We start from the raw sequence: 23,612 nt of genomic DNA, 5'->3' as shown, positions 1-23,612 counted from the left end.
ACTTTCAGTAAGCATAGCTTGAGAAATGGCCGCACGCGACTATGGTTACTATGTTAGTAAACTCAACGGTGTGGCGTATATATGGGTGTAAGATTTAGAGTAAATATCGTTTATTCGGTGATACTGTCGTTGTTGATTATTGCAGCCTTATTACTCCTTCTTAATTTTGCCAAAATAGCGCCCATTAATGAAAAGCTCGACAACCTTACTACCCTCAGCACTGTCTCATCCAGCCTCACAGCGCATGCGCAAAGCCACACTGTTCAGCTTGCTCTATACCTGAATAAGTCGCAGCCCGATCAACTCAAAAAACTGGCCATATTCAGTACGTCCGAGTTATCGCTCGTCACGGGTACACCGATCTCGCCAGATATCGCGCAGGCAAACCAGAAACCAGTCAGCCTGCTCGAGGCCATTGCCGCTCTGCCAGTTGAATCTTCGGCTGCTCAGCTTGCAACGCTGCATAGTGACCTGAGACAGCTTTTTATCCAGACCTATGCTGAGCTCAATCAACCAAATTTAGTCGCTTCACCATTTAATTTGGCACATTATTACACAGAACTAAAGCACATAACGGCTGAGTTAGAGCAATTGAATGGGCTCTTCATGCAACAAAGTCGACAATTGCGTGCTGATAAAGACTATATTTTTGTGCAGCTCAAGACACTCATTATCTGGGGCGTTGTACTGCTTAGCGCAGCCACGCTATTGGCGGCCTGGTGGAGCAACTTCGGACTGTTCGAGCCGCTGCAAAGGCTATATCTGGCTTTACACAATGCCAACCAGACGGGCAATACAAAATTACAACTCCCCGAACAACTTGGCACTGAGCTCAGTGGGCTGGCAAATGTTGTTGGAAAGATGCATGACAAACTTCACAATCGAATAGAAATCGCTAAATTACGAGAAATGTTTAATCAGGGGATCAGACATAGCCGTGATCCGGATGAGCTACGGCGTTTTGCTCTGGAATTTTTCGCCACCCATTATGCCGCTCCCAGCGTGGCTATTTGTAACACAGATGAAAATACACTGATACCAATTCAAACCATTGGCTGCCCACCCTGCTTAGATGACCTGAGTATCCAATACGCTCAATTATGTCGTACATTAACACGCCAGAGTCTGGACGCTGGCAGCAGCGCCTTTGAAGTAAAAGCAGGTGCCGTAGTTATTTCAATAAAAAGCGCAGCACTGTATCCCTTGCTGGTCAACAACCAGCTCAGAGGTGCATTGTATATTGCCAGTGTTGAGCACTTCGATTGTGAGCAACAAAGCAGTATCCAGCAGCTGTGCGAAGACCTCGCTATCCAGATACAGCTTTGTGAAAATGCCCAACAACAGCTTGCAGCTGAAACAGCCCTGTCACAGCATCTTGAAATGATGCTGCACATTCTGAATGCCATTCCCAACCCCACTTATTATCGGGATATTCATGGCACCTTTTTAGGTGTTAACCGAGCATTTCTGGATTTTCTGGATCTATTTGAAGCCGAAGTAACCGGTATGCGCATACAGGACGTGTTCGACGTTTACACCACAGGTTATCTGGAGCAAAAGTCTCGTTATACGATAGAGCAGCAGGCACAACATCAGTTTGAGCTGAAGCTGGAAAACGGTCAGCAGGAATCACGAGAGCTAATCGTTCATGAAGCCCCCTTCTTTGATGGGTTTAAAGAGGTTGGCGGTGTAGTGGGCACCTTTTTAGACATGACTGAACGTAATGAGCTGGAACGCAACATGCTCGCAGCCAAAGAGCTCGCTGACAAAAATGCCAAAGTAAAAAGTGAGTTTCTTGCCAATATGAGTCACGAGATTCGCTCCCCTATGAATGCCATTATAGGTATGGCGCACCTGGCGCTGAATACACAGCTTGATATCAAACAGCGCAGTTATGTTGAGAAAATTGACAATGCTGCTAAGCAGTTGCTTAAACTCCTGAATGACATTCTGGACTTCTCGAAAATCGAAGCGGGTAAAGTCGAAATTGAATCAACCCATTTTCAACTTGATAAAGTGCTGGATAATGTGGCAACTATCGTGGGCTTCAAGGCAGATGAAAAGCAACTGGAATTAGTGTTTGATGTTCATCCGGATGTGGCCAATGACTATATCGGCGACCCTCTGCGTATCAGTCAGGTGCTAATCAATCTGGCTGGTAATGCTGTGAAGTTCACGGAGCAAGGCCATGTCACCGTCAACATTAGCTATCAGAGTGAGGATGAACAAAGTGCCCGGCTGCTTTTCAGTGTCATTGATACCGGAATAGGGTTAAGCCAGGAGCAACAAACCCGGTTATTCCAATCATTTGCGCAGGCAGATACCTCCATTACCCGCAAATACGGCGGCACGGGTCTGGGGCTGACGATTTCACAACATCTGGTGAAACTAATGGGTGGCGAAATTTTTGTCGAGAGCGAACTGGGTAAAGGGTCTACGTTCTACTTTACCTTGCCGTTGCCCTTTGCAACCCCTACCCGTCTTTTGAGTCAGCCTGCTGAACACTTCAAAGATAAAATGGCGCTGGTAGTAGACGATAATGCCCTGGCACGCGAAGTGATGGCTGCAATGCTGAAAAAGTTTGGTATCGCTTCTAAGCTGTTCTCTTCCGGTGACGCCTGTATCGAGTACGTACGGAATCAACAGCCGCACTTTGATATTGCGTTTATTGACTGGCACATGCCGCAAAAAGACGGCATTGATACCATTATGGAGTTACATGCCCAGTCTCCGGCAAGCCAATACGCCCTGGTCACCGCCTATGGACGAGAGCTGGGGCTGAAAGACGAACAAAAGCACATTATCTCCAGCATTCTGTTGAAACCTATTAACCCATCCAGCGTATTCGATTGCTTACAAGCCTGTCTGGCGCCTCAACCACAGCAGCTCAATACGAGTTGTCCAGCCCAGGATAGCAGGCTATCCGGATTAACCATCTTGGTAGCCGAAGATCAGCCGGTAAATCAGGAAATTGCGGTTGAGATCTTATCTTTCCATGGTGCAACGGTGGAGGTTGCTAACAATGGTCAGGAGGCGTTTAATGCGGTACAAAGTGCCACATTTGATATTGTGCTGATGGACATGCAAATGCCGGTTATGGATGGACTACAAGCAACACGTGCAATCGGTCAACTTACCAACACAGCCCAACCTCCCATTTTGGCCATGACGGCCAACGCCATGCAAGATGACATTCAGACCTGTCTGGATGCGGGGATGGTGGGTCACATTGCAAAACCTATCGATGTGGAGAATATGGTTGCGACAATCCTGGCCCATACTCGGAAACAGGAACGAGATGACGTTAACCCGATACCAGTCTCCGCAGAACGTCAAGATGCCACAGTACAGAACACAGAAACCGAGGCAAGTACGTTTGACGGGATAGATATTGAAGCCGGTATTAACCGGGCAGCTGGCAACCGGAAGGTGTATTTTTCACTGCTTGAGAAGTTTGTTAAACAGCAGATAGAAGAGCTTATCAACCTCAAACAGGCCATCACGATAGGCAACACAGAGCTTGCAGAACACATACTCCACGCACTGAAAGGCGCAAGTGCAAACTTATCTATGACCTTTCTGACTGGTCAATGCGCTGAATTGGAATCTCAGCTTAAGGACGCTCGTTTCGACGGGACACAGATAGACAATTTGCTGGATTACATCAGAGACTGTCATGCCCAGATTACACATCATATTGAATCTGGTATTACACACGCTCAAAACGCAGCGACGCAAAGCGCTGCGAACAGTACCTCAGACACTCACTCAGAGCCGACTGAAGCACCTTTGATAGCGCTAGCTAAGGCGCTGAGAGAGTACGACTCATCTGCCACTGAATTAGTCACATCACTGCACGACGACGCACCACTGCCTGGCGCTGTGTTAGATGAGTTAAAAGCGCTGATTACTCAGTATGAGTTTGAAAAAGCCCACTCTTTACTTGAGCCTTATGTGCCGCAGCAGGCCTTGTCAGGCAGCGCTGCGGTAGATTAGACAAGGCCTGTTGCCCAGAGAAGGTAAGATGTTACTCGTTATAATCCAAGGTCTGCCATAAAGTCGTCGTCTGCCACATCTTCTGCTGGCGACTCAGCTTTTTTAGCAGGTTCTGCCTTTTTCGATCTCTGACTAGCGATGATATCATCCGGGTCTACAGCTTCTGTGATATCGTAATCGTGTAGCTTGATAAACTCAGTCTTGTCCATTGCCAGCTCCAGATAGAAAATATTCTGGCCCTGTGTGGTGAAGGTCACGCGGCGTGCCTGTGGCCTGTCCATGGTCGTATCGACCGATATCTGAACCTGCTTATTGATCGCCATCATTTTAGGCTGGTTCTGTGTGATAGAGGTATGCAGTTGCTCACGCACTTTGCTGGTGAAGTCACCCACGATCTGGTTCATCAGCTCCCCCATCACGTTGGATACGTCGTCTGACAAATGACTTTGTGCGATTTCACTCTCCGGCATACCCATTGAACGCATATAGTCCTGATACACTTCCATTGCAGCCTGGGCAGTAAAGTTGGTCACAACCAGACCGGTAAAACCGCCATCAAACAGGACAAAACAACCAATATCTGGACGCATACAGGTACGGGTGATCTTCTGTACCATTGCCGAATAGGCAATCTGATTGCCACTGGCCGAGGACAAAACCTCAGTCACTGAGTGACAAAGTGTGGATAGGATATCTTCTGTGCTGATCACTTTATTTTTCGCCATGTTGGTTCTCTAACTTACTTCTTATTGTTAATACTAGCCAAGCTACTCAATTTATCACTGACTATCTAGTATAAAATGCTAAAATAGCATGATTATTTTTTTCTAAGACAAATTGGACTAGCAGTGTGACGGGCAAAGACAGTATATATGCCACAGAGCAAGAAGTCAGAGACTTCACCTTCGACGCAAACGTAGTAGAAGTATTTCCGGACATGATCCAGCGCTCAGTGCCGGGTTATGCCACCATAGTCAGTACCATGGGCAAGCTGGCAGGACAGTATGCTCAGAGTAACTCTAACCTGTATGATTTGGGCTGCTCACTGGGCGCAGTAACCCTAAGTATGCGCCGTAATATCGATAAAGAAAACTGCCGCATTATCGCAGTAGACAACTCTTTGCCTATGGTTGAGCGCTGTCAGATGCATCTTAAGGGCTTTAAGTCCGATGTCCCGGTAGATGTGCAGCTGGGCGACATCAACGAATTAGCGATCGACAACGCCAGCGTCGTTGCTATGAACTTTACTTTACAGTTCATTCCTCAGGACCAAAGAGCCACGGTACTGAAAAAGATATACCAGGGACTTAAGCCTGGCGGTGTACTGTTGCTCTCTGAGAAAATCAAAGGCGAAAATGATATCAAAGACAATCTGTTAATTGATCTTCACCATGACTTCAAGCGACACAATGGCTATTCAGAACTCGAGATCAGCCAAAAACGTACTGCCATTGAAAACGTGATGCGTACTGACAGCCTGAGCGCCCATAGAAATCGCCTCGAGGAGATTGGGTTTACTCACACCCAGGTGTGGTATCAGTGCTTTAACTTCTGCTCCATGATTGCGATTAAATAAGAGAAAGACTATGAATTCCTGGTTTACCGATTTTTACGCCGCCATTGCAAAAAGCCCACTCAGTCACTGGCTGGAAACACTGCCAGCGCAACTGTCTCATTGGCAAAAAGAAGCGCAGCATGGCGACTGGCCACAATGGGAAAAAGTATTAAAAAACCTGCCTGATTTACCTGCTGACCAGGTTGATATTCAGAGCAAAGTCTCTTTTACTCGCCAAACCCCCATTTCTGACGGGCATCAAAAGCAGCTGACACATCTGTTCAAACGCATGATGCCATGGCGCAAAGGTCCTTTTCATGTTCATGGTATCGACATAAACACTGAATGGCGCAGCGACTGGAAATGGGATCGCTTATTGCCTCATATCAGCGATTTACATGGCCGCAATGTGTTAGATATCGGCTGTGGCTCTGGTTATCACCTGTGGCGAATGCGCGGTGCGGGGGCTGAGTTTGTGGTGGGCATTGATCCTTCAGATCTGTTTTTGAGTCAGTTTCAGGCGATCAAACACTTTAATCCAGATCCCAACGTCCATCTGTTGCCGTTGGGCGTGGAGCAGCTCCCCGAGTTGAAAGCCTTTGACACGGTCTTCTCAATGGGTGTTCTGTATCATCGCCGCTCCCCCATTGACTTCCTGGCTCAGCTAAAAGCTCAGTTGCGCCCGGGTGGTGAACTGGTATTGGAAACTCTGGTCATCGAAGGTGATGTTAACACCGTCCTGGTACCCACAGATCGCTACGCAAAAATGCGTAACGTATGGTTCATTCCAAGCTGTGATGCGCTTGCTTTGTGGCTGCAACGCGTTGGCTTTAAAGACATACAGGTGGTCGACAAAGACGTGACCTCGCTGGATGAACAAAGACGTACCGAGTGGATGCAAACCGAATCGCTGGCCGACTTCCTGGATCCAAACGACCCCAGTAAGACCATTGAGGGTTACCCGGCTCCGCTCAGGGCAATTATTGTCGCAAAAGCCTGATAGTCAAACACAAAAAAGCCAGCGTATAGGCTGGCTTTTTCTGTTTATGTGGGCAGTAAATTAGCCTAGCAGCTCAGCAAGTTGCTGGCTTACCGCTTCAACAGCCTGAGTACCATCCAGTTTGTGGTACTGAGTATTGCCTGCATCCGCTTCAGACTGGTAGTAGCTTACCAGTGGTTTGGTCTGGTCGTGGTAGATACCAAGACGCTTACGCACTGTTTCTTCTGTGTCATCAGCACGAATGATCAGATCTTCACCTGTCTGATCGTCTTTGCCTTCCACTTTTGGTGGATTGTACACAACGTGGTATACACGGCCAGAAGCTGGGTGCACGCGGCGACCGCTCATACGCTCTACGATGATTTCATCAGCAACGTCGAACTCGATAACGTGATCAACAGCAATGCCATTTTCTTTCATTGCATCTGCCTGAGGGATAGTACGCGGGAAGCCATCTAGCAGGAAACCATTCGCACAATCTTCTTTTGCAACGCGCTCTTTTACCAGACCAATGATGATGTCATCAGATACAAGCTGACCTGCATCCATCACTTTTTTGGCTTCCAGACCCAGCGGTGTACCTTCGCTGATCGCAGCGCGTAGCATATCGCCTGTTGAAATTTGTGGAATACCGTACTTTTCCATTAGAAATTGAGCTTGAGTGCCTTTACCTGCACCCGGCGCGCCTAGCAAAATAATGCGCATAGTGTGTTCCTCGTATGTGAGTTAACTGGATTTTAATTGTGTCGAATTTTTTCACATTGAGCTGGGATACTCAAGGGACTTAGACCAATTGTCTAGCGCTGATTGCTACAGGACGAACAAAATTCGTCCACCAGGTCGCAATATTCGGATTAGCAAAGGCAACTGGTCAATTTAACTGCACCCGCTCTGGTAAATTTGTCAGCTGACTTTTCGTTTTACTGGTGCTGTGTTTGAAAAGAATTGAAATAGCCGCTCGCCTAATACGGAAAATGTCAGACCACAGAGGATCACAGCCCCACCAATCAACTCAAATGTGTCGACCTGCTCGTTCAGGATCACACTGGCACTCACGATGCCAACCAAAGGAATGAGTAACGCAAACGGGGTAACTGCGGCAGCGCGATGCCTACCAAGCAGCCAGCCCCGTAGTGCAAATGCTAACAAAGTTGAAACAGGCCCCACATAAAGTAACGCCAGCCAGGTCTGTCCACTGCTGCTTAAAACAAGGTTTATCGGCGTATCGTTTTCAAGATAATAGGACAAGGCAAACAGAGGTAAAGGGACCACCACACTAACCCAGACCATGAAATGTAATAAGTTAACCTGCTGTAACTGCTTCATAATCAGATTCGACACCGCCCAGCTTAAGGCCGCGCACAGGATTAATGCTATCCCCAGCAAAGTCACACTACCGGTCTGACTCATAAAGAACATGCCAAACCCACCGCACGCAATGACGGCGCCGACAATCTGAAACCGACTAGCTTGCTCTTTCAGTACCAGTGCGCTCAGTACAATCGTAAACACCACCTGTGCCTGAAGCAATAAGGAGGCAATGCCTGCTGAGGCATCACTTTCCATTGCAACAAATAACAAGCCAAACTTGATGACACCGAGAAACAAGCCAACCCCAAACACATGCCACACAGAGGTCTTTGGAAAGGGAATAAAAAACACGGCTGGAATTGCCACAATCAAAAAGCGCAAACCGGAGAATAAAATAGGTGGCAACTCTTCCAGTCCCAGTTTGATCACTGAAAAGTTAACCCCCCACACTGTCACCACCAATAGTGCACACATGATACTTTTAAAATCCATACTTCCTTCCTGCACCTGAGACGCCCCCTCCCCTATTTCGGGTCCAAACTACAACGCTAGCACAGCTTCTAAAACAAAATCAAAATGGGTTGGCGCAAATAATTGCAATTAACAGAACAATAAACCTAACTGTCGCGAGTTTTTACTAAAAAGGTACATTCATGTAAAATTACCGAATACAACGACAATGCTATGCAAAAATCAAGCAAAATAAAAATTTTTAACCAAGTTTTATTGCAAAATTATTTCATTACATTGTAGAATGCACGCCCAACCGAATAGCAGCTTTTGCTGGCCTTTCATTTTTAAAATTCTTGTTAATAAAAGTCATGCAGTCCCCTTATGGTGATTGCTTTTTTGTGCGCGTCAATTTTATAAATGTCAAAAGCCAGCTCAGTGATAGCCATTCAACCCGGTTGGCGACTTCCCTCGCAGAAACCAACACACACGAGATTTAAAATTAACCGTTTCTAACTTGAGGAACATACATGAGCACCACAGCACGCAATCTTACTCCGATCGCAACCGCCATGGCACTGGCAATGGCCGGCTTATCTTCTGCCCCAGTTTTTGCAGAAGAAGCACAAGCTGAGAAATCAAAAATCGAAGCCATCACAGTAACCGCGACCAAACGTTCACAGGTTATCTATGAAGTACCGATCGCTATGAGTGCATTCTCAGGAGATGATCTGGATGCGCAAGGTATCTCTGACATCACTGATGTGGGCAAATTTGTTCCAAACCTGAATATTACAGGGTTTTCTGCAGGTCATAACTCATCTGCAAACCCATTTATTCGTGGTATCGGCTTGCAAGACCACCTGATCACCACAGATCCAGGCGTCAGCGTCTATGTAGATGGTGTTTACTTGGGTCGCCAGGTAGGTCAAAACTGGAACCTGGCTAACATCGAGCGCATTGAAGTACTGCGTGGTCCTCAGGGCACTCTGTATGGTCGTAACTCAATCGGTGGCGCCATTAACATCATCACCAAGCAACCAGATCAAGAAGCTGTGACTAAGGTGAGCGCAGAAACAGGCACACGTGGCCGTATTAAAGCAAGCATGTTCACTAACCAGGCTGTGACTGATGAACTGGCGTTCAACTTTAATATGGGCTTTAACCGCCGCGGTGGACTGGGTGAATTTACTAACCTGCCAAATGCTGAATACGATGTGGGTGAGAATCAGGAGTTCCATGGTCGTGTATCCGTTAAATACACACCTACCGATGATCTGCGTTTAGTTCTTACTGCTGACGCCAATGACGGTGAAGGTGGTACACGTCCATTTACTGTTTTAATTGATGAAATGCCGGAAGGCCGTTTATATAAAGCAGGCCTGCGCAACTCTATGGTCGCTGCCGACCCGTATGACAATGCAACCAGCAGCATAGAGACAGCGACCGTTTCAAACAAAGCAAACGGTATCTCATTGACTGCCGAATACGACATCAATGCCGATTTTGGCACTAAGTTCATCTTCAGTAAGCGCTCTTCTGAGTATAAAGCGGGCCTGGATGACGATGGTACAGCTATCGCGCTCGATCACTATCCAGAACGTGGTGAAGCAGATCAGACTTCTGTGGAACTTCAACTAACTGGCTACCTGGGCCGCGCGGATTTCGTCACTGGTCTGTACTGGTTTAACGAAGAGGGCAGCAACCGCCAGAGTTCAGACGAAGCAAGCTTTGACGGTGGCCCAACTAAACTTGAGTTGGATCAGGAAACCACCAGCCGCGCCGTATTTTTCAACCTGGGATATGACCTGACAGATGATCTGCGTCTGACCGGTGGTGTACGTTATACAGAAGATGAGAAAGAAGCATCAACTAACGTATTTGACCCTGTCGGCACCATTTCTTCAAGCAAAGACTGGGATGAGATTTCATGGGAAGCCGCTGCCAACTATACCTTTGAAAATGGTCTGAACTGGTACGGTACGGTTCAAACGGGTTATCAGTCTGGTCAGTACCCTGCTCGTCCGTATTTCCTGATCGGTCAATTCTTCGGCGAAGGCGGTTTTGACAACCCAAATGCCGCGGCCGCTGTACGTGCTAATAATGCTTTCATGGCAAGTGAAAACATCAGTGCTATCAACTATGAAACCGGCTTTAAAGGTCAATTGACTGACGACTTCAGCATGAGTGTGGCGTTTTTCAATACAGAATATGAAGACCTGCCATACCAGGTGAATGTAGTAACGGACTCAGGATTCGACACAAACAACCTGATTGTTGAGCAAACTTCACGCGGTATCGAATTTGAAAGCACCTACTATGTCACAGACCGCTTTACCTTGCATTCAAGCTTCGGCTTCATGGATGTAGATGTAGAAGAACAAAATGGCATTAAGCCGGTTGCCCCGCTCACGCCTGAGTGGACTGCTTCTATCAGCCCATCTTATGAATTTGAACTGAGCAACAATGCAACCGTCAACACGCGTTTTGATATCTCATACCGCGACAGCATGTATGGTGAGCCAAGCTCAGATCCGCGTCGCATGACACAAATCGATGACCGTACCACAGTCAACTTTGATATCTCTTACGCACCAGCCAACACCAACTGGGATATTTCTTTGTATGGTCGTAACATCTTTGATGAGCGTTATGATGATGCACGCCTGAATACCGGTGACTATATCCTGGTGATCAAGAGCAATGATGCCAGCGAGTTTGGTGTTCGCTACCGCGCGACATTCTAACCAAAATAACCTCATACAGGCTGCCAGTTACTGACTGGTAGCCTGCCTTCCTTCCGTTGTTTACAATCATTCATCAATCACTGTTGTTTTCATAGCTAATAAGCACTAACATGCCGGCTTTTTGAACGAATGTGAGTAAACTTCAATATGAGATTCTTCCCCAATAAAAAGCTCTTCCTATGTGTCACTATGGCCCTGTCCCTTGCTGCATGCGGCGGCGGTTCCGACGCTGGCGATACTCCAAGCACTTCACTCAATGAAAACAGAGTGACTTATACAGAGCTTCCTTCTTTTATCGATGTGAACGAAGGTGAGGAAGTCACCCTCTCATTAAATACCACGGGCAACAATGCTAAAAACCTCACTTTTACCTGGACAGTACGTGGCGTAAATGGCGATGTGCCATTCACAGGCCAAGGCAGTGATACCATTAAATTCACCGCCCCGGAAGTCAGCCAACAATCCTCTTTGAGTATCTCCGTAAAACTGGAAGATTCCTCTAACGTGATAGGGTTTGTGAATCAATTTAGCTCTGTGTCAGTTGCTGATACAGATACTAACATCATTGCACCTCAACCAAATACTAGCAACGTTGTAGAGACGCTTGATTTAAGCGTGCTCACTTTTGGTAGTACCTGGACAGAAACAGCACACCAATATATCAAAACGCAGCGTGATGACGGTGGGTTTAACAATGTGGTGGTTAAGCTCACTCGCCCTATGGATATTATCAATGTAGACCAAAATGATCCGGCATTTACTGCGCGTGTATGTGGTGAGCAGCAAAACAGCAGCGTCAAGATTGCCGAGTTCTACACGGATATTGACTGTACAGAAGGGACAGGCTCAACAGTACTCACTCAGAATGAGAACAGCTTTACCATTACCAGAATGTGTGGCGAAAACGTTGCGGCTACCAGCACATTCAAACACGTCAGCGACACCCAAAAAGACAGTTTTGGTCAGTTATCTGTCAACTTCACTAACTACCCTGAGTTGAGTGAAACAGCTCAAGTCTGCGGTATCATTGCGACGACGACTGTCGAAGCACTTGAAATCGGCGGTACTAACGTAGTGGACAGTGCCACAGCGACGACTTTGCGACTCGCCAGCGAGTACGAAGGCAGCCCATTATTATTGAAATTTGTAATGGATGACGCACCAGATTCTCCATTCGCTTCAATTAGCAATGTACACGGTTTAGATCAAAAATATGCGCAGCTAAGTACCCCTGTATTCCCAGAGATCAGTGGCCTTAAGAACAGCTGGGGAACCATTGATTTGTCACGCGACAACACGGACACGCACATCAAAGCGGATTTTGACTTTACGCTACCATTAGGCACGTTCAAAGACGAAGAGGTGACAGGTAGTTTTGAGCTTAAATTAGACTAGCCGTTGTATCACGACTCATCTCAAAACGCCGTATTTCAATGAGACACGGCGTTTTGGTTTATTGGTTGCCATTGCAACCACTTCAAGGGTTTACAGCGTTTTTTTCTTCGTTACTTTCACTTTATGACCCAGAATACGGATAGACCAGCCCTGTAACACACCAGCCTCAGGATTGTTCTCTACCTCACGAAGTTGACCCCCATTGACGAAATCGAAGAGCCCAAAAGTCCGGGTTTCATCACTCATATCTGTGATGTGTAATGTCCACTGGCCATTGCCTGCATTGGCTTTCTCATCCCAAAACTTGTAACTGAGCATCAGGTGATCTGTATAGCCATCCTGACTACCGGGTGACTGTTCTGGCAAGCCTAAATGCTGCCCTATCAAGTTATTAAAGGGTGACATCAGGATACTGCGGGTACCACTCGGTGATTCCAGCTCTACTTTCAAATCTGAAATACGTGCATGTCGTGCATTGAGTCGGATCTGAACGCCTTCAATAAACAAGTCATCGGTTATATTAATGCTTGCTGTTGTCGTCTGGCTGGCATCATCCGCAATGGTTGCGTTCACAACGTCATTCAGCCCATACCAGGGCGTCTTAACCAACTCAGATGGGAGTTGTTCGATTGCATAACGGCGCACCAGCTCAGTCGCTTTGTCTACATCGATCAAGCCAAAACCATAGTAAGGCGAAAATAGATGCCCTGCTGCGTTAGTGCTCCACCCTTCAAATGCTGTAATGCCATTCACATCGATGTCGGCGCGTGTCGGATCCACTTTTGTCGCTGTGCGTGCCAGGAGATGACGAATGTCGCGCGGTGTCAGGTCGTGGCTCTGTTGCTGCGCAGCAGAAAGTAGTAACGCAATAGCGCCCGACGTATTCGGTGCCGCTGACGACGTACCATTCATTCGTACAGTAAAATCATCCTCGCCATTACAAGCGAAGTTTGCATCAATGTTTTCCAGATACCAGGCACATGAAATACGCGTTGTCGCATGACCTGGGGTGCCTCTGTCCAGTCCACCAGGGGCGGTCAGAAACACATTACTTCCAACCGTCGAATAGTCTGACAGCACACCATCAGCACTCAACGCACTAACGGTCAGGTTCCAGAAGTTCGCTGGAGTATAAAGTGAGTTGCCGTTTGTCCAGGGCAAACCATAATTGCCACCAACCGGAAAACTATAACCTAAAAAGCCTAGTCCAGTGTCTGTAAAATAGTGAACGCGAGAATCGCGATATGAATTTCCGGCTGCCTGTACATAGACTGCGGTGCGAGGATCCTGTTCAGTAGACAGAGAAACCGCTTCATAAATCTTTTCCTGCTCGGGTTGGCTGAACATCAGGATATCTTTACCCTGGCTATCCTGAATGGTTTTTGAAAAGGTATAAGGCAGGCTCACTGACGGGCTCATACCATAACTTTTATTAAAAATGCGGATCTGATCTGAAGTTGAATTATCCGTAAGGTCACCATCATAGCCATGGCTTATTTTCCACTGCTCATGACTTTCAAAGGTTCCGCCATAATTGGTAAATGCCGTGACCTTCGCCATTGGCGCGACCCCACGCACACCGATGTTGTTTTGAACCGCTGCAATTATTCCGGCCACCATAGTGCCGTGATCGGCGCCCAAATTGGGCTGTGGATCAATTAAAGGATCGTCAATCGTATTGGCATCTAAGTCTGCGTGTTCCATGTCCACGCCAGAGTCCACGACTGCAACGAGAATATCCTGTCCTTTATGACCCCAGATGTGTGTCTGCCATAAGTTCAGATCAATTCCTGATTGAGTATTTGCCAATACGCCCGAATTCAATAAGTTCCACTGTAATGCGAGCATAGGATCACCATTTGGATCAAGCCAACGGTGTTGATAGTCACGATCGGTTGTTGCGAAAGCACTTACACTGAGCAGTGAAGCTATAAGACAAGCAAGAGGCTGTTTCTTTATGTTCATTGTACAGTTCCTTTTATGGGTTCAAATCTATTACTAGCACCTCAACTTTCAAACTGTCAAGCACAAAAAAAACAGAACTCATTTACAATCAAATAAAAAAGGTAACAAAATTACCCAGAACCCCAATTTGTGAACTGCGTCGTAAAAACAATAAGCTTTGGCATGCAACAAGGTGAAAACCCGGATTGACAACGATCTATGTCACGAGCATAACGAGAGGAAGATAAGGCTGAGCGTCGACGCTGAAATTGCTCGCAGAGCACTTACTCTGCGAGCGGATATATTACGAGTGAACCTGTGTCGTTGCATTCACTTTTGGCTGTACATCTTCACCATAACCAAAAGTAACCGCAAGCACCAATACCACCGACGCAGCCAGCATCAACTTGCCGAATAACGGCAGACAGAATCGGAACCATAAATGATAAGGTACACCGGCCATTCCGATGATACCCATCAGTACTGCGTTGGTCGGAATGATCATATTAGAGAAACCATCACCAAACTGGTATGCAAGCACCGCAACCTGACGATACACACCAATGATGTCACCAACCGGTGCCATAAGCGGCATAGTTACATACGCCTGACCACTGCCCGAAGGAATAAACAAGTTCAACAAGGTTTGCATAATAAACATACCAACTGCAGCCAGCTCAGCACCTAAATGTGAAAGCGGCGATGACATCGCATAAACCAAAGTGTGCAAGATCTGGCCATCTTCCATAATTAACGCAATGCCCCTTGCAACACCAATCAGAATAGCTGTGGTTGCCAGGTCTTTCACCCCTTCGATAAACTCATTTGCAGCACGATCAGCACCGATCTGGCCCACTAACGTAGTGAAAATACCCCAGGAGATAAACACCGCGCCGAGTTCATACAAATACCAGCCCTTTTGGGAAATACCCCAGACTGCCGTGATGATGGTGGCAACGAGGCCGAACAGGATCATTTGATGGCGCTTATTAAGCACCGGGTAATTTGCTTCCGCTGAGCCTGCTAGCGGGCAAGGCAAGCCTTTCGTCAGGGATAGCTCAGGATTTGCCTGTACTTTTTTGGCGTAGCTCCATACATGATGAAAGCCAATTAAAACAAACGGCAGGAAAATCGCCAGACGTAGCTCAATACCTGAATAAACCGGAATGTCAGCAACCTTTTGTGCCACCATCACAGTAAAGGGGTTAAAGGCTGATACACCATAGCCAATCCCGTACCCTGCCACAACCATACCCACGGCGGTCATCGCATCCAGCCGCATAGCTTTACACAGTCCCACCAGAATTAGAACAAAGGGAATATATTCGCCCGCAGTACCAATCACACCGGATGCCAGTGCAAAACAAAACACCACCATAAAAATCAGAATATTTGGCTTATGACCAAATCGCTCAAGTAAGCGGCCAATCAAAGCATCAATGGTGCCCGTTGCACGTGCAATTGACAGAACACCACCAACAATGAAAACAAAGAAAATAACGTCTTGTGCAGCCGCAAATGCACGCGGAATAGCAACCAGGAAATCCATCGGTGTTAAATGAGTTTGTGCTTCAGCCAGTGCATAAGTGCCGGGCACGACAGCCTGACGGCCATTATCGAGCGTGACGGTGTCGAAGAAACCTTGCGGAACCAGCCAGGTCGCAATATATGCCACCAGCATCATAGACAACAGCAGGATGAGCGTATGAGGTACTTTAAACCCTTCTTTCATGTTATTTCTTTGTCGTTAATTAAAATTGTGCGCAGTGTAATAAAAATCAACCCTAAGGTGCAAACACCACGCGCCTAATAAACCAACTTTGGCGTTAAAAAAGGTAAACACACGGTTTGGATTAAAAAAGCACGTACAAAAAAGCCCCACATGGTGTGGGGCTAAAATGACGAAAGAATTTAAACTTCTGCTAAGCGTGCTACTTATAGGAACGCAGCCAATGCTTTTGCCTGGTCCAGCATACGATTTGAGAAGCCCCACTCGTTGTCATACCAGGCCATGACTTTCACCAATTTACCATCTACTTTAGTCTGAGTCGCATCAAAGACAGAAGAGGCCGGGTTATGATTGAAGTCCACAGATACCAGCGGCAAAGTGTTATATTCAAGGATACCTGCCATTGCACCTTCTGCGGCCCCCTGAAGGATCTCATTAACTTCCGCAGCAGATGTTTCTCGTTTAGCGATAAAGGTCAGGTCAACCACAGAGACATTTACGGTAGGCACACGTACCGCCATGCCATCTAATTTGCCTGCCAGTTCTGGCAGTACCAGACCAACCGCTTTAGCGGCACCGGTTTTCGTCGGGATCATCGACTGTGTTGCGCTACGCGCACGGTACAGGTCTTTGTGATATACATCACACAGGTTTTGGTCATTGGTATAAGCATGAATCGTGGTCATGCTGCCTTGCTCAATACCTATGGTATCGTTCAACGCTTTGGCCACTGGCGCCAGGCAGTTAGTTGTACATGACGCGTTTGAAATTATAGTGCTATCTGCGTTTAGTACATCGCTGTTCACACCGTGCACCACTGTGGCATCCATATCCGTGCCAGGCGCAGACACAATAACTTTCTTTGCACCCGCAGTGATGTGCTTACCTGCTGTTTCACGCGAAGTAAACAAACCAGTACATTCAAGGACGATGTCAACATTCAGATCGCGCCACGGTAATTGCTCAGGGTCGCGCTCCTGAGTCAGTGTGATCTCATCTTCACCTACAATCAGCGTGTTGTCTTTTAATTCAACAGGGAAGTTAAAGCGTCCATGTACAGAGTCAAACTGAGTCAGGTGTGCGTTAGTTTGTGCTGGTGCCAGATCATTGATCGCGACAATCTTGATCTGGTCATTTTGACCTGATTCGTAAAGTGCTCTCAGTACATTTCTACCGATACGGCCATAGCCATTAATTGCAATATTAATCATAACCCTATTCCCCTAAATTAGTTTACTTCACTTGCTTGTCGAGCAAGCGCTTCGATGGCTTGCCAGTCTTTGTTTGCGATAAGTGTTTTATCGAGCATCCAGGTCCCACCTACACATATCACATTATTCAGTGCCAGGTAGCTGGGTGCTGTTGCTAAGCTGATCCCACCTGTTGGGCAAAACGTCACCTGAGGTAAAGGACCACCGATTGATTTCAGCATCGCCGTACCACCTGCGGCTTCTGCCGGAAAAAACTTAAGAAACTTAAAGCCCTGCGCAGCCAGTTCCATCGCTTCGCTCGGTGTCGCCGCACCAGGCAGAAACGGAATATCAGATTCTTTTGCCAGCGCCAGCAATTCTGAGCTGACACCCGGGCTCACCATGAAGTCGGCGCCAGCCTCAACAGAAGCGTCGAATGACGCTTTGTCAACCACAGTACCTGTGCCTACATAAGCCTCAGGTACCGCTTCTTTCATCGCCTTTACTGCTTGTGCAGCAACTGGCGTACGCAATGTCACCTCCAATGCGCGAAGACCACCGCGATATAATGCCTGTGCTAATGGCACTGCATCTTCTAAATCATCAATAACAATAACGGGTACTACCGGTGCCGCTGATAATATTTCTTTAATGCTCATAATGTCCTCATTCCCAGTTGCTATTATTCTTCTATGCCGAATGCACTCGCACCTAAATCGGCGCTGCTGACAATATTTCTGAAGCCGCTAAATAACTCGCGCCCCGTACCAAATGTTGGACCAACTTCCGTTAGTTTAATCTCACGCTGTGCAAGCTCTTCGTCGCTCACATGCAGTAACAGCTCACCTTTTGGTGCATCTAATGTGATCAAATCACCTTCTCGTACTTTGGCAATTGGCCCGCCTTCAACGGCTTCTGGAGCCAAGTGAATAGCCGCAGGCACTTTACCGGACGCACCTGACATACGGCCATCTGTCACAATGGCAACCTTAAAGCCTTCATCCTGCAAGCTCGCCATGACCGGCGTCAATTTGTGTAATTCCGGCATCCCTTTTGCCTTAGGACCTTGTTCTTTGATAACCGCAATAAAGTCCTGATTAAGTTCGCCTCGCGTATAAGCCTCTTGCAATGCGGCTTGTGAACTAAATACCTTGGCAGGTGCCGACACCACTTGATGTTGCTCTGCAACGGCCGACACTTTAATCACTGATTTACCCAGGTTTCCACTCAGTAGCTGTAAGCCACCTTGATTGTTGAATGGATTAGAAACAGGTCTGAGTACCTCTTCGTCCAAAGAATCTGCAGGGCAATCAATCCACTTCACTTTTGCCGGACCCTTGCTGTCCGTCATGATGAGTGAAGGATCCACATCCAGTACAGGTTCTTTGGTGTACACATCTAAACCTTCACCAACAATGGTTTTCACGTCATTGTGCAGGTATCCCGCATCACGTAACTCACGCATCAGGAATCCCATACCGCCGGCAGCCTGGAAGTGATTCACATCCGCAGAACCATTTGGATAAATACGTGTCAATAGTGGCACGACTTCCGATAAATCAGCCATGTCTTTCCAGGTAATGTCAACGCCAGCCGCTTTAGCCATCGCAACCAAGTGAATCGCGTGGTTAGTCGAACCACCCGTCGCTAACAGGCCAACTAAGCCGTTAATCACTGTTTTCTCGCTGACCACATCCGCGAGGCTATTGACTTTGCCATCACCCTGAAGCTGCTTCAGCATGGTTTCTACCGCGCTGGCTGTAAGCCCTTCACGCAGTTCAGTGTAAGGGTTAATGAATGAGCTGCCCGGTAAATGCAAACCCATGATTTCCATGAGCATTTGGTTTGAGTTAGCGGTACCGTAGAAAGTACAGGTACCGGCACTATGGTAAGACGCGCTTTCCGCTTCCAACAATTCTTCGCGGCTCACCAGGCCTTGTGCAAACTTTTGTCTGACTCGCGCCTTTTCTTTGTTTGGAATACCCGACTGCATCGGACCTGCTGGCAGGAAATAAATGGGAAGATGACCAAATGATAGTGCGCCAATCAACAGTCCCGGAACGATTTTGTCACACACACCTAGACAGAACACACCATCAAACACATCGTGTGAGAGTGCAACTGCTGTCGACATCGCAATGACGTCACGTGAGAATAAAGACAGTTCCATGCCGTCGCGACCCTGCGTTACACCGTCACACATTGCGGGTACACCACCCGCAACCTGCGCAGTCGCATCGTATTTTTCTGCAATCGCTTTGATTTGATCCGGATATTCTTTGTATGGTACGTGGGCAGACAACATATCATTGTAGGCATTGATGATGGCCAGGTTTGGCTGCTCATCGGCTTTTAATCTGGCTTTGTCACTGCTCGAACAGGCCGCCATCACGTGTGCCAGGTTACCACAGCCTAGTCCGGCTCTGACTCGAGTTTGTTTTTTTGCTTGTTCGATACGCTCAAGATAGGCATGACGAGATTGCTGACTGCGAGTGATAACGCGTTGAGTGACTTCATGAATTCGAGGATGCAACATAATTCAACTCTCTATTGTTAGAGGAAAAGGCTCAGTACAGCTCTCCCTGTACTGAGCAGCTTTGATTTACCCGTTCAAAGGTACGCTATCAGGTTGTCTCTCACCCCAACCTGACACCGGTGTCACTATATTTACTCACGTTTCTGACACCGGTGTCAACCCTTACATTAAATTTAGTCTAAAATTCACAAATGAACAAATAACAAACAAAAAAGCCCGACCAGTAACGGCCGGGCTTTGGGCAAGTATAAAAATGGGATTTAGTGGTTTTGCGCTGTTGACTCGCGAGTGATTAAACGCGCTTCCAGCACACGATGATAAACCTCTTCCTGAGGCTCAGAAATCTGCAGTATCAGTTGCTCAACCGCCTGTCGGGTCATCTCTTCAACTGGCTGTGCAATGGTCGTCAGGCCCGGCCAGATATGCCTGGCAATAGGTGCATTATCGAACCCGGCAATAGACAAATCCTCAGGCACTCGCAACGCCCGTTGGGTTGCCAGCTTAAGCACAGCAGCCGCCATGTAATCGTTCGAAGCAAACACTGCTGAGGGACGTGGTGTCAGGTCGAGTATTGCCTTGGCACTGTCTGCACCCGAGTGGTAACTGAAGTTGCCCTCCGCGACAAGCCGTTCTTGCAAAGGAATTTTATGCTGTTCGAGCGCCCGTTTATAGCCGTTAAACCGGTTTTCGGTGGCACTGTGATCCGGGTGCCCTTTAATAAATGCAATGTCTGTATGCCCAAGCGCAATCAGGTGCTCGGTTAGCTCATACGCGCCCTGCTCGTCGTTACTACACACAGAGATGGAGTCATCATCCTGGATCGCAGAGGCCACCAGCGCATAATTGATTTGCTTCTGCTTAAGAAACTCTATCAATTCCCTTGAATCAGAAAATGGCGGCGTCAACACCAACCCGTCGAGGCGAGACGTCGTCAGCAATTGATCTATGTTGTCAATTAACGCCTCTCCCCTGAGCTCACACGGGTGGATCAGTAAGTTGTAATTGTGTTTATGACACGCTTCTAACGCACCGCTTTGTACCCGGGTAATGTAACTTTTACTCGGATTATCATACAGACAGCCGATAATGAAGCTCTTATTGCGCGCTAGCCCCCGAGCTATCGGGTTTGGCCGATAGTCCAGCTCTTTGAATACCTTAAGTACTTTCTCACGGGTCGCCGGGCTGACGTTAGGTTCATTATTCAGCACACGAGAAACGGTCTTTTTCGAGACTCCCGCATACTGTGCGACACTGTTAATGGTCACTTTCTTCATTACACTTATCCTGACTATCTGATGCTCGCACGCTCATGTAAACAGGCTGCGGCACCAATCAAAGGAATATTTTCCTGCACGACTAAGGTGACTGGGATTTGGCCTGCGTACTGGCTCATAGGCCCTTTAGTCACAAAACGCTCAACAAACTGACTGGACTTGAGTCGCTCTGCCATTCGCGGCAATATCCCACCACCAATAAATACGCCACCTAGCGCACCAAACGTTAAGGACAGGTCGCCAGCTACGCTGCCGATCCAGTCACAAAAATGATTCAACGTCGCATCGCAGATCTCACACTCTGATGCGCGTTCACTGATCTGTGCTGCACTCAACCTTTCTGCGGTATGGCCTTTTACCTTGGCCATGGCCTGATACAGGTGTGCCAATCCGCGACCCGAGAACACCTCTTCAACAGAGACATGTGCAATCTCCTGTTTCAGAGCTGCCAACAATTGTTGGTCCAATTCGGTTACTGCAGCAAGGCTGATGTGACCAGCCTCACAGCTCATCACAGCACTACCATTAATGTCTCTGGCCAGACAGGCGGCACCAAAGCCTGTGCCCGGTCCCATAACCGCGATATTGGCGCCAGCCTGAGCCTGACCCGATTTAATTTCTATATTTTGTTTCGGGTCTAAATAAGGTGCAGCGTAAGCAAAGGCCGCAAAGTCATTGATCACAGCCAGTTCATTAAAACCAAACTGCTGTTTAATATCCTGACTGTTAAACTGCCAGCCAAGATTCGTCAGATAAACCTGCTGCGCCTTAACCGGACCCGCAACGGCTAAACACGCGCGTGTTGGCTTGGCTATAGGTAGTTCATTGAGATAACGGCTAATGGCAGTTTCAAAAGAGGGGAATTCGGCGCTGGGATACGTAGACTGATGACTAATAACAAACTGATTGCTGCTCGATTCGTAATGGGTTACGACAGCAAAGCGGGCATTGGTACCGCCAATATCTGCAACGACAATTGGCTCAAAGGCCTGTCCTGCGTGATTCGAGCTATGAGGTGTTGTCTGGCTCATGTTGTTTTTCTCTTTTATCTGGGTGCACTGAGTGCACAACTTCCAAGGTAACTGGCTTGGTGATGATGCCAAGATTCAGCTAGATAACTTTGCACGTTCAGCTGAAAAAAGGCTGTCCCCGAAAGGACAGCTAAATACGTTTTGACAACAAAATGATAAAACAGTGACATTATGACACCGGTGTCAGATGGAGGCAATAAAAATTTTCTCCAGATCAGTGCTACGTCTGCCAACTGCGTGTTTTCGCGTCAATTCTATTTGCCATATACAATGTTGTGGAAAAACAACCAATCAAATATGTTACCAAAGCAGTAACAGAGATATTAGACTTGCAAATTTTATTCATTTGCTGACAATAATCAGGTTATCACTCAAAACCAGTGCACTATGAAACCTAAAGGCAAAGCTACCTCTTTTGATATCGCCCATTTTGCGGGTGTTTCCCAGTCTACCGTATCGCGAGCGCTGAGAAACAGCCCGTTGGTCAATGAAGAAACGCGTCGTCGCGTCTGGGAGGTAGCAAAGGAGCTCAATTATAAGGTCGACAAAAATGCCAGTAACCTGCGCACTCAGCAAAGCAGCACACTGGCCTTATTGCTGTTTGAAGACCCCACCGGAGATGAATCACAGATAAACCCGTTTTTTCTTAATATGCTGGGTAGCATCACTCGTGCATGCGCAAAGCAAGGCTACGATCTGCTGGTATCCTTTCAGTCCACCAGTCAGGACTGGCGTGCGGACTATGAGGATAGCCACCGTGCCGACGGTATCATTCTGCTCGGATATGGCGACTACATGGACTACCAGTCTCGCCTTCAGCAATTGCTCACCCAGAATACCAAGTTTGTCTGCTGGGGAGCGACTGTCGATGGGCGTGATGATTTAACGGTCAGCTGTGATAACTATGGCGGAGGTAAACTGGCAGCGGAACATCTGCTACAGCAAAATCGCTCACAGTATGCTTTTATAGGCGACGCGTCAGAGCACAGCCCTGAATTTTTCGCACGCTTTAAGGGGTTTAGAGACACCCTGACAGCCAATAATTGTACATTGTCTGAACGCCAAATCGCCAATGCGATTTCAACCGAAGAGTCTGGCTATCATGCAACCCGCTCGTTGTTGGCTAACAATATTCAATTTGATGCGTTATTTGCAGCCAGCGATCTCATTGCTATTGGCGCTTTGAAAGCACTCAAAGAGGCCGGTAAAGACGTGCCTGAGGATGTTGCCGTTATTGGCTTCGACAATATCGCTGCAGCCAACTTTATCTCACCCGCCCTGACAACCGTACAGCAGAATACAACGCTGGCTGGCCAGATGCTGGTCAATAACCTGCTCTCTTTAATTAAAGGAGAAGCCGTCACAGATACCCTATTACCACCAAAGCTGATTGTCCGGCGATCCGCGTAAACTCACGTTTTATTATTACTGCTATATAGAGAGCATGTCGTTTG

At 47.4% G+C, this 23,612-nt stretch carries 16 protein-coding genes; 6 read left to right on the top strand and 10 right to left on the bottom strand.

The annotated features are described in order from the left end of the window. Nucleotides 1-81 precede the first annotated feature (81 nt). Nucleotides 82-3,996, top strand: a complete 3,915-nt coding sequence (locus MHN31_RS05150; RefSeq protein WP_239443622.1) for a PAS domain-containing hybrid sensor histidine kinase/response regulator — start codon at nucleotides 82-84, stop codon at nucleotides 3,994-3,996. Nucleotides 3,997-4,034: 38 nt separating this feature from the next. Here the strand turns inward: MHN31_RS05150 and MHN31_RS05145 are convergent, their stop codons facing one another. Next, a complete protein-coding gene (locus MHN31_RS05145) occupies nucleotides 4,035-4,721 on the bottom strand; it encodes a DUF3334 family protein (protein ID WP_049866285.1) in 687 nt (228 codons plus the stop codon). 125 nt (nucleotides 4,722-4,846) lie between these two features. Here MHN31_RS05145 and cmoA point away from each other — a divergent pair, with 125 nt between their 5' ends. Further along, nucleotides 4,847-5,572 (top strand): carboxy-S-adenosyl-L-methionine synthase CmoA, encoded by a 726-nt coding sequence (cmoA, locus tag MHN31_RS05140; RefSeq protein WP_239443621.1) that lies wholly within the window; start codon nucleotides 4,847-4,849, stop codon nucleotides 5,570-5,572. Between the two features lie 10 nt (nucleotides 5,573-5,582). Next, a complete protein-coding gene (cmoB, locus tag MHN31_RS05135; protein ID WP_125561294.1) occupies nucleotides 5,583-6,551 on the top strand; it encodes a tRNA 5-methoxyuridine(34)/uridine 5-oxyacetic acid(34) synthase CmoB in 969 nt (322 codons plus the stop codon). 60 nt (nucleotides 6,552-6,611) lie between these two features. On the opposite strand, the gene adk is transcribed toward cmoB, so the two are convergent. Both adk and MHN31_RS05125 read right to left on the bottom strand, forming a co-directional pair. Next, entirely contained in the window at nucleotides 6,612-7,256 is a 645-nt protein-coding gene (gene adk / locus MHN31_RS05130; protein WP_010385354.1) for an adenylate kinase, read from the bottom strand. Between the two features lie 198 nt (nucleotides 7,257-7,454). Beyond that, nucleotides 7,455-8,354, bottom strand: coding sequence for an EamA family transporter (locus MHN31_RS05125; protein WP_239443620.1), 900 nt, complete (start codon nucleotides 8,352-8,354; stop codon nucleotides 7,455-7,457). A 488-nt stretch (nucleotides 8,355-8,842) separates the two neighbouring features. Between MHN31_RS05125 and MHN31_RS05120 the strand changes: the two genes are divergently transcribed. Both MHN31_RS05120 and MHN31_RS05115 read left to right on the top strand, forming a co-directional pair. Beyond that, a complete protein-coding gene (locus MHN31_RS05120) occupies nucleotides 8,843-11,059 on the top strand; it encodes a TonB-dependent receptor (protein ID WP_239443619.1) in 2,217 nt (738 codons plus the stop codon). Nucleotides 11,060-11,248: 189 nt separating this feature from the next. Continuing rightward, a complete protein-coding gene (locus MHN31_RS05115) occupies nucleotides 11,249-12,454 on the top strand; it encodes a hypothetical protein (protein ID WP_239443618.1) in 1,206 nt (401 codons plus the stop codon). Nucleotides 12,455-12,544: 90 nt separating this feature from the next. Here the strand turns inward: MHN31_RS05115 and MHN31_RS05110 are convergent, their stop codons facing one another. From MHN31_RS05110 to glk, 7 genes are all read right to left on the bottom strand, one after another. Continuing rightward, on the bottom strand, nucleotides 12,545-14,419 hold the full coding sequence (locus MHN31_RS05110; protein ID WP_239443617.1) for a S8 family serine peptidase: 1,875 nt from the start codon (nucleotides 14,417-14,419) through the stop codon (nucleotides 12,545-12,547). A 283-nt stretch (nucleotides 14,420-14,702) separates the two neighbouring features. Beyond that, complete coding sequence (locus tag MHN31_RS05105) at nucleotides 14,703-16,130, bottom strand: TIGR00366 family protein (RefSeq protein WP_125561304.1); 1,428 nt, start codon at nucleotides 16,128-16,130, stop codon at nucleotides 14,703-14,705. Between the two features lie 203 nt (nucleotides 16,131-16,333). After that, nucleotides 16,334-17,338, bottom strand: a complete 1,005-nt coding sequence (gene gap, locus MHN31_RS05100) for a type I glyceraldehyde-3-phosphate dehydrogenase (RefSeq protein WP_194867903.1) — start codon at nucleotides 17,336-17,338, stop codon at nucleotides 16,334-16,336. A 17-nt stretch (nucleotides 17,339-17,355) separates the two neighbouring features. Beyond that, entirely contained in the window at nucleotides 17,356-17,976 is a 621-nt protein-coding gene (locus MHN31_RS05095; protein ID WP_125561309.1) for a bifunctional 4-hydroxy-2-oxoglutarate aldolase/2-dehydro-3-deoxy-phosphogluconate aldolase, read from the bottom strand. Nucleotides 17,977-17,999: 23 nt separating this feature from the next. Then, complete coding sequence (gene edd / locus MHN31_RS05090) at nucleotides 18,000-19,853, bottom strand: phosphogluconate dehydratase (RefSeq protein ID WP_239443616.1); 1,854 nt, start codon at nucleotides 19,851-19,853, stop codon at nucleotides 18,000-18,002. Between the two features lie 260 nt (nucleotides 19,854-20,113). Further along, on the bottom strand, nucleotides 20,114-21,127 hold the full coding sequence (locus MHN31_RS05085) for a LacI family DNA-binding transcriptional regulator (protein ID WP_125561313.1): 1,014 nt from the start codon (nucleotides 21,125-21,127) through the stop codon (nucleotides 20,114-20,116). A 14-nt stretch (nucleotides 21,128-21,141) separates the two neighbouring features. Continuing rightward, a complete protein-coding gene (glk, locus tag MHN31_RS05080; RefSeq protein WP_239443615.1) occupies nucleotides 21,142-22,158 on the bottom strand; it encodes a glucokinase in 1,017 nt (338 codons plus the stop codon). 387 nt (nucleotides 22,159-22,545) lie between these two features. Here glk and MHN31_RS05075 point away from each other — a divergent pair, with 387 nt between their 5' ends. Further along, complete coding sequence (locus MHN31_RS05075) at nucleotides 22,546-23,568, top strand: LacI family DNA-binding transcriptional regulator (RefSeq protein WP_125561317.1); 1,023 nt, start codon at nucleotides 22,546-22,548, stop codon at nucleotides 23,566-23,568. Nucleotides 23,569-23,612: the final 44 nt, after the last annotated feature.

This window comes from Pseudoalteromonas sp. McH1-42 (genome assembly GCF_022347845.1).
Taxonomy (GTDB): domain Bacteria; phylum Pseudomonadota; class Gammaproteobacteria; order Enterobacterales; family Alteromonadaceae; genus Pseudoalteromonas; species Pseudoalteromonas rubra_D.
This window is presented reverse-complemented; position numbering and strand designations above follow the sequence as displayed.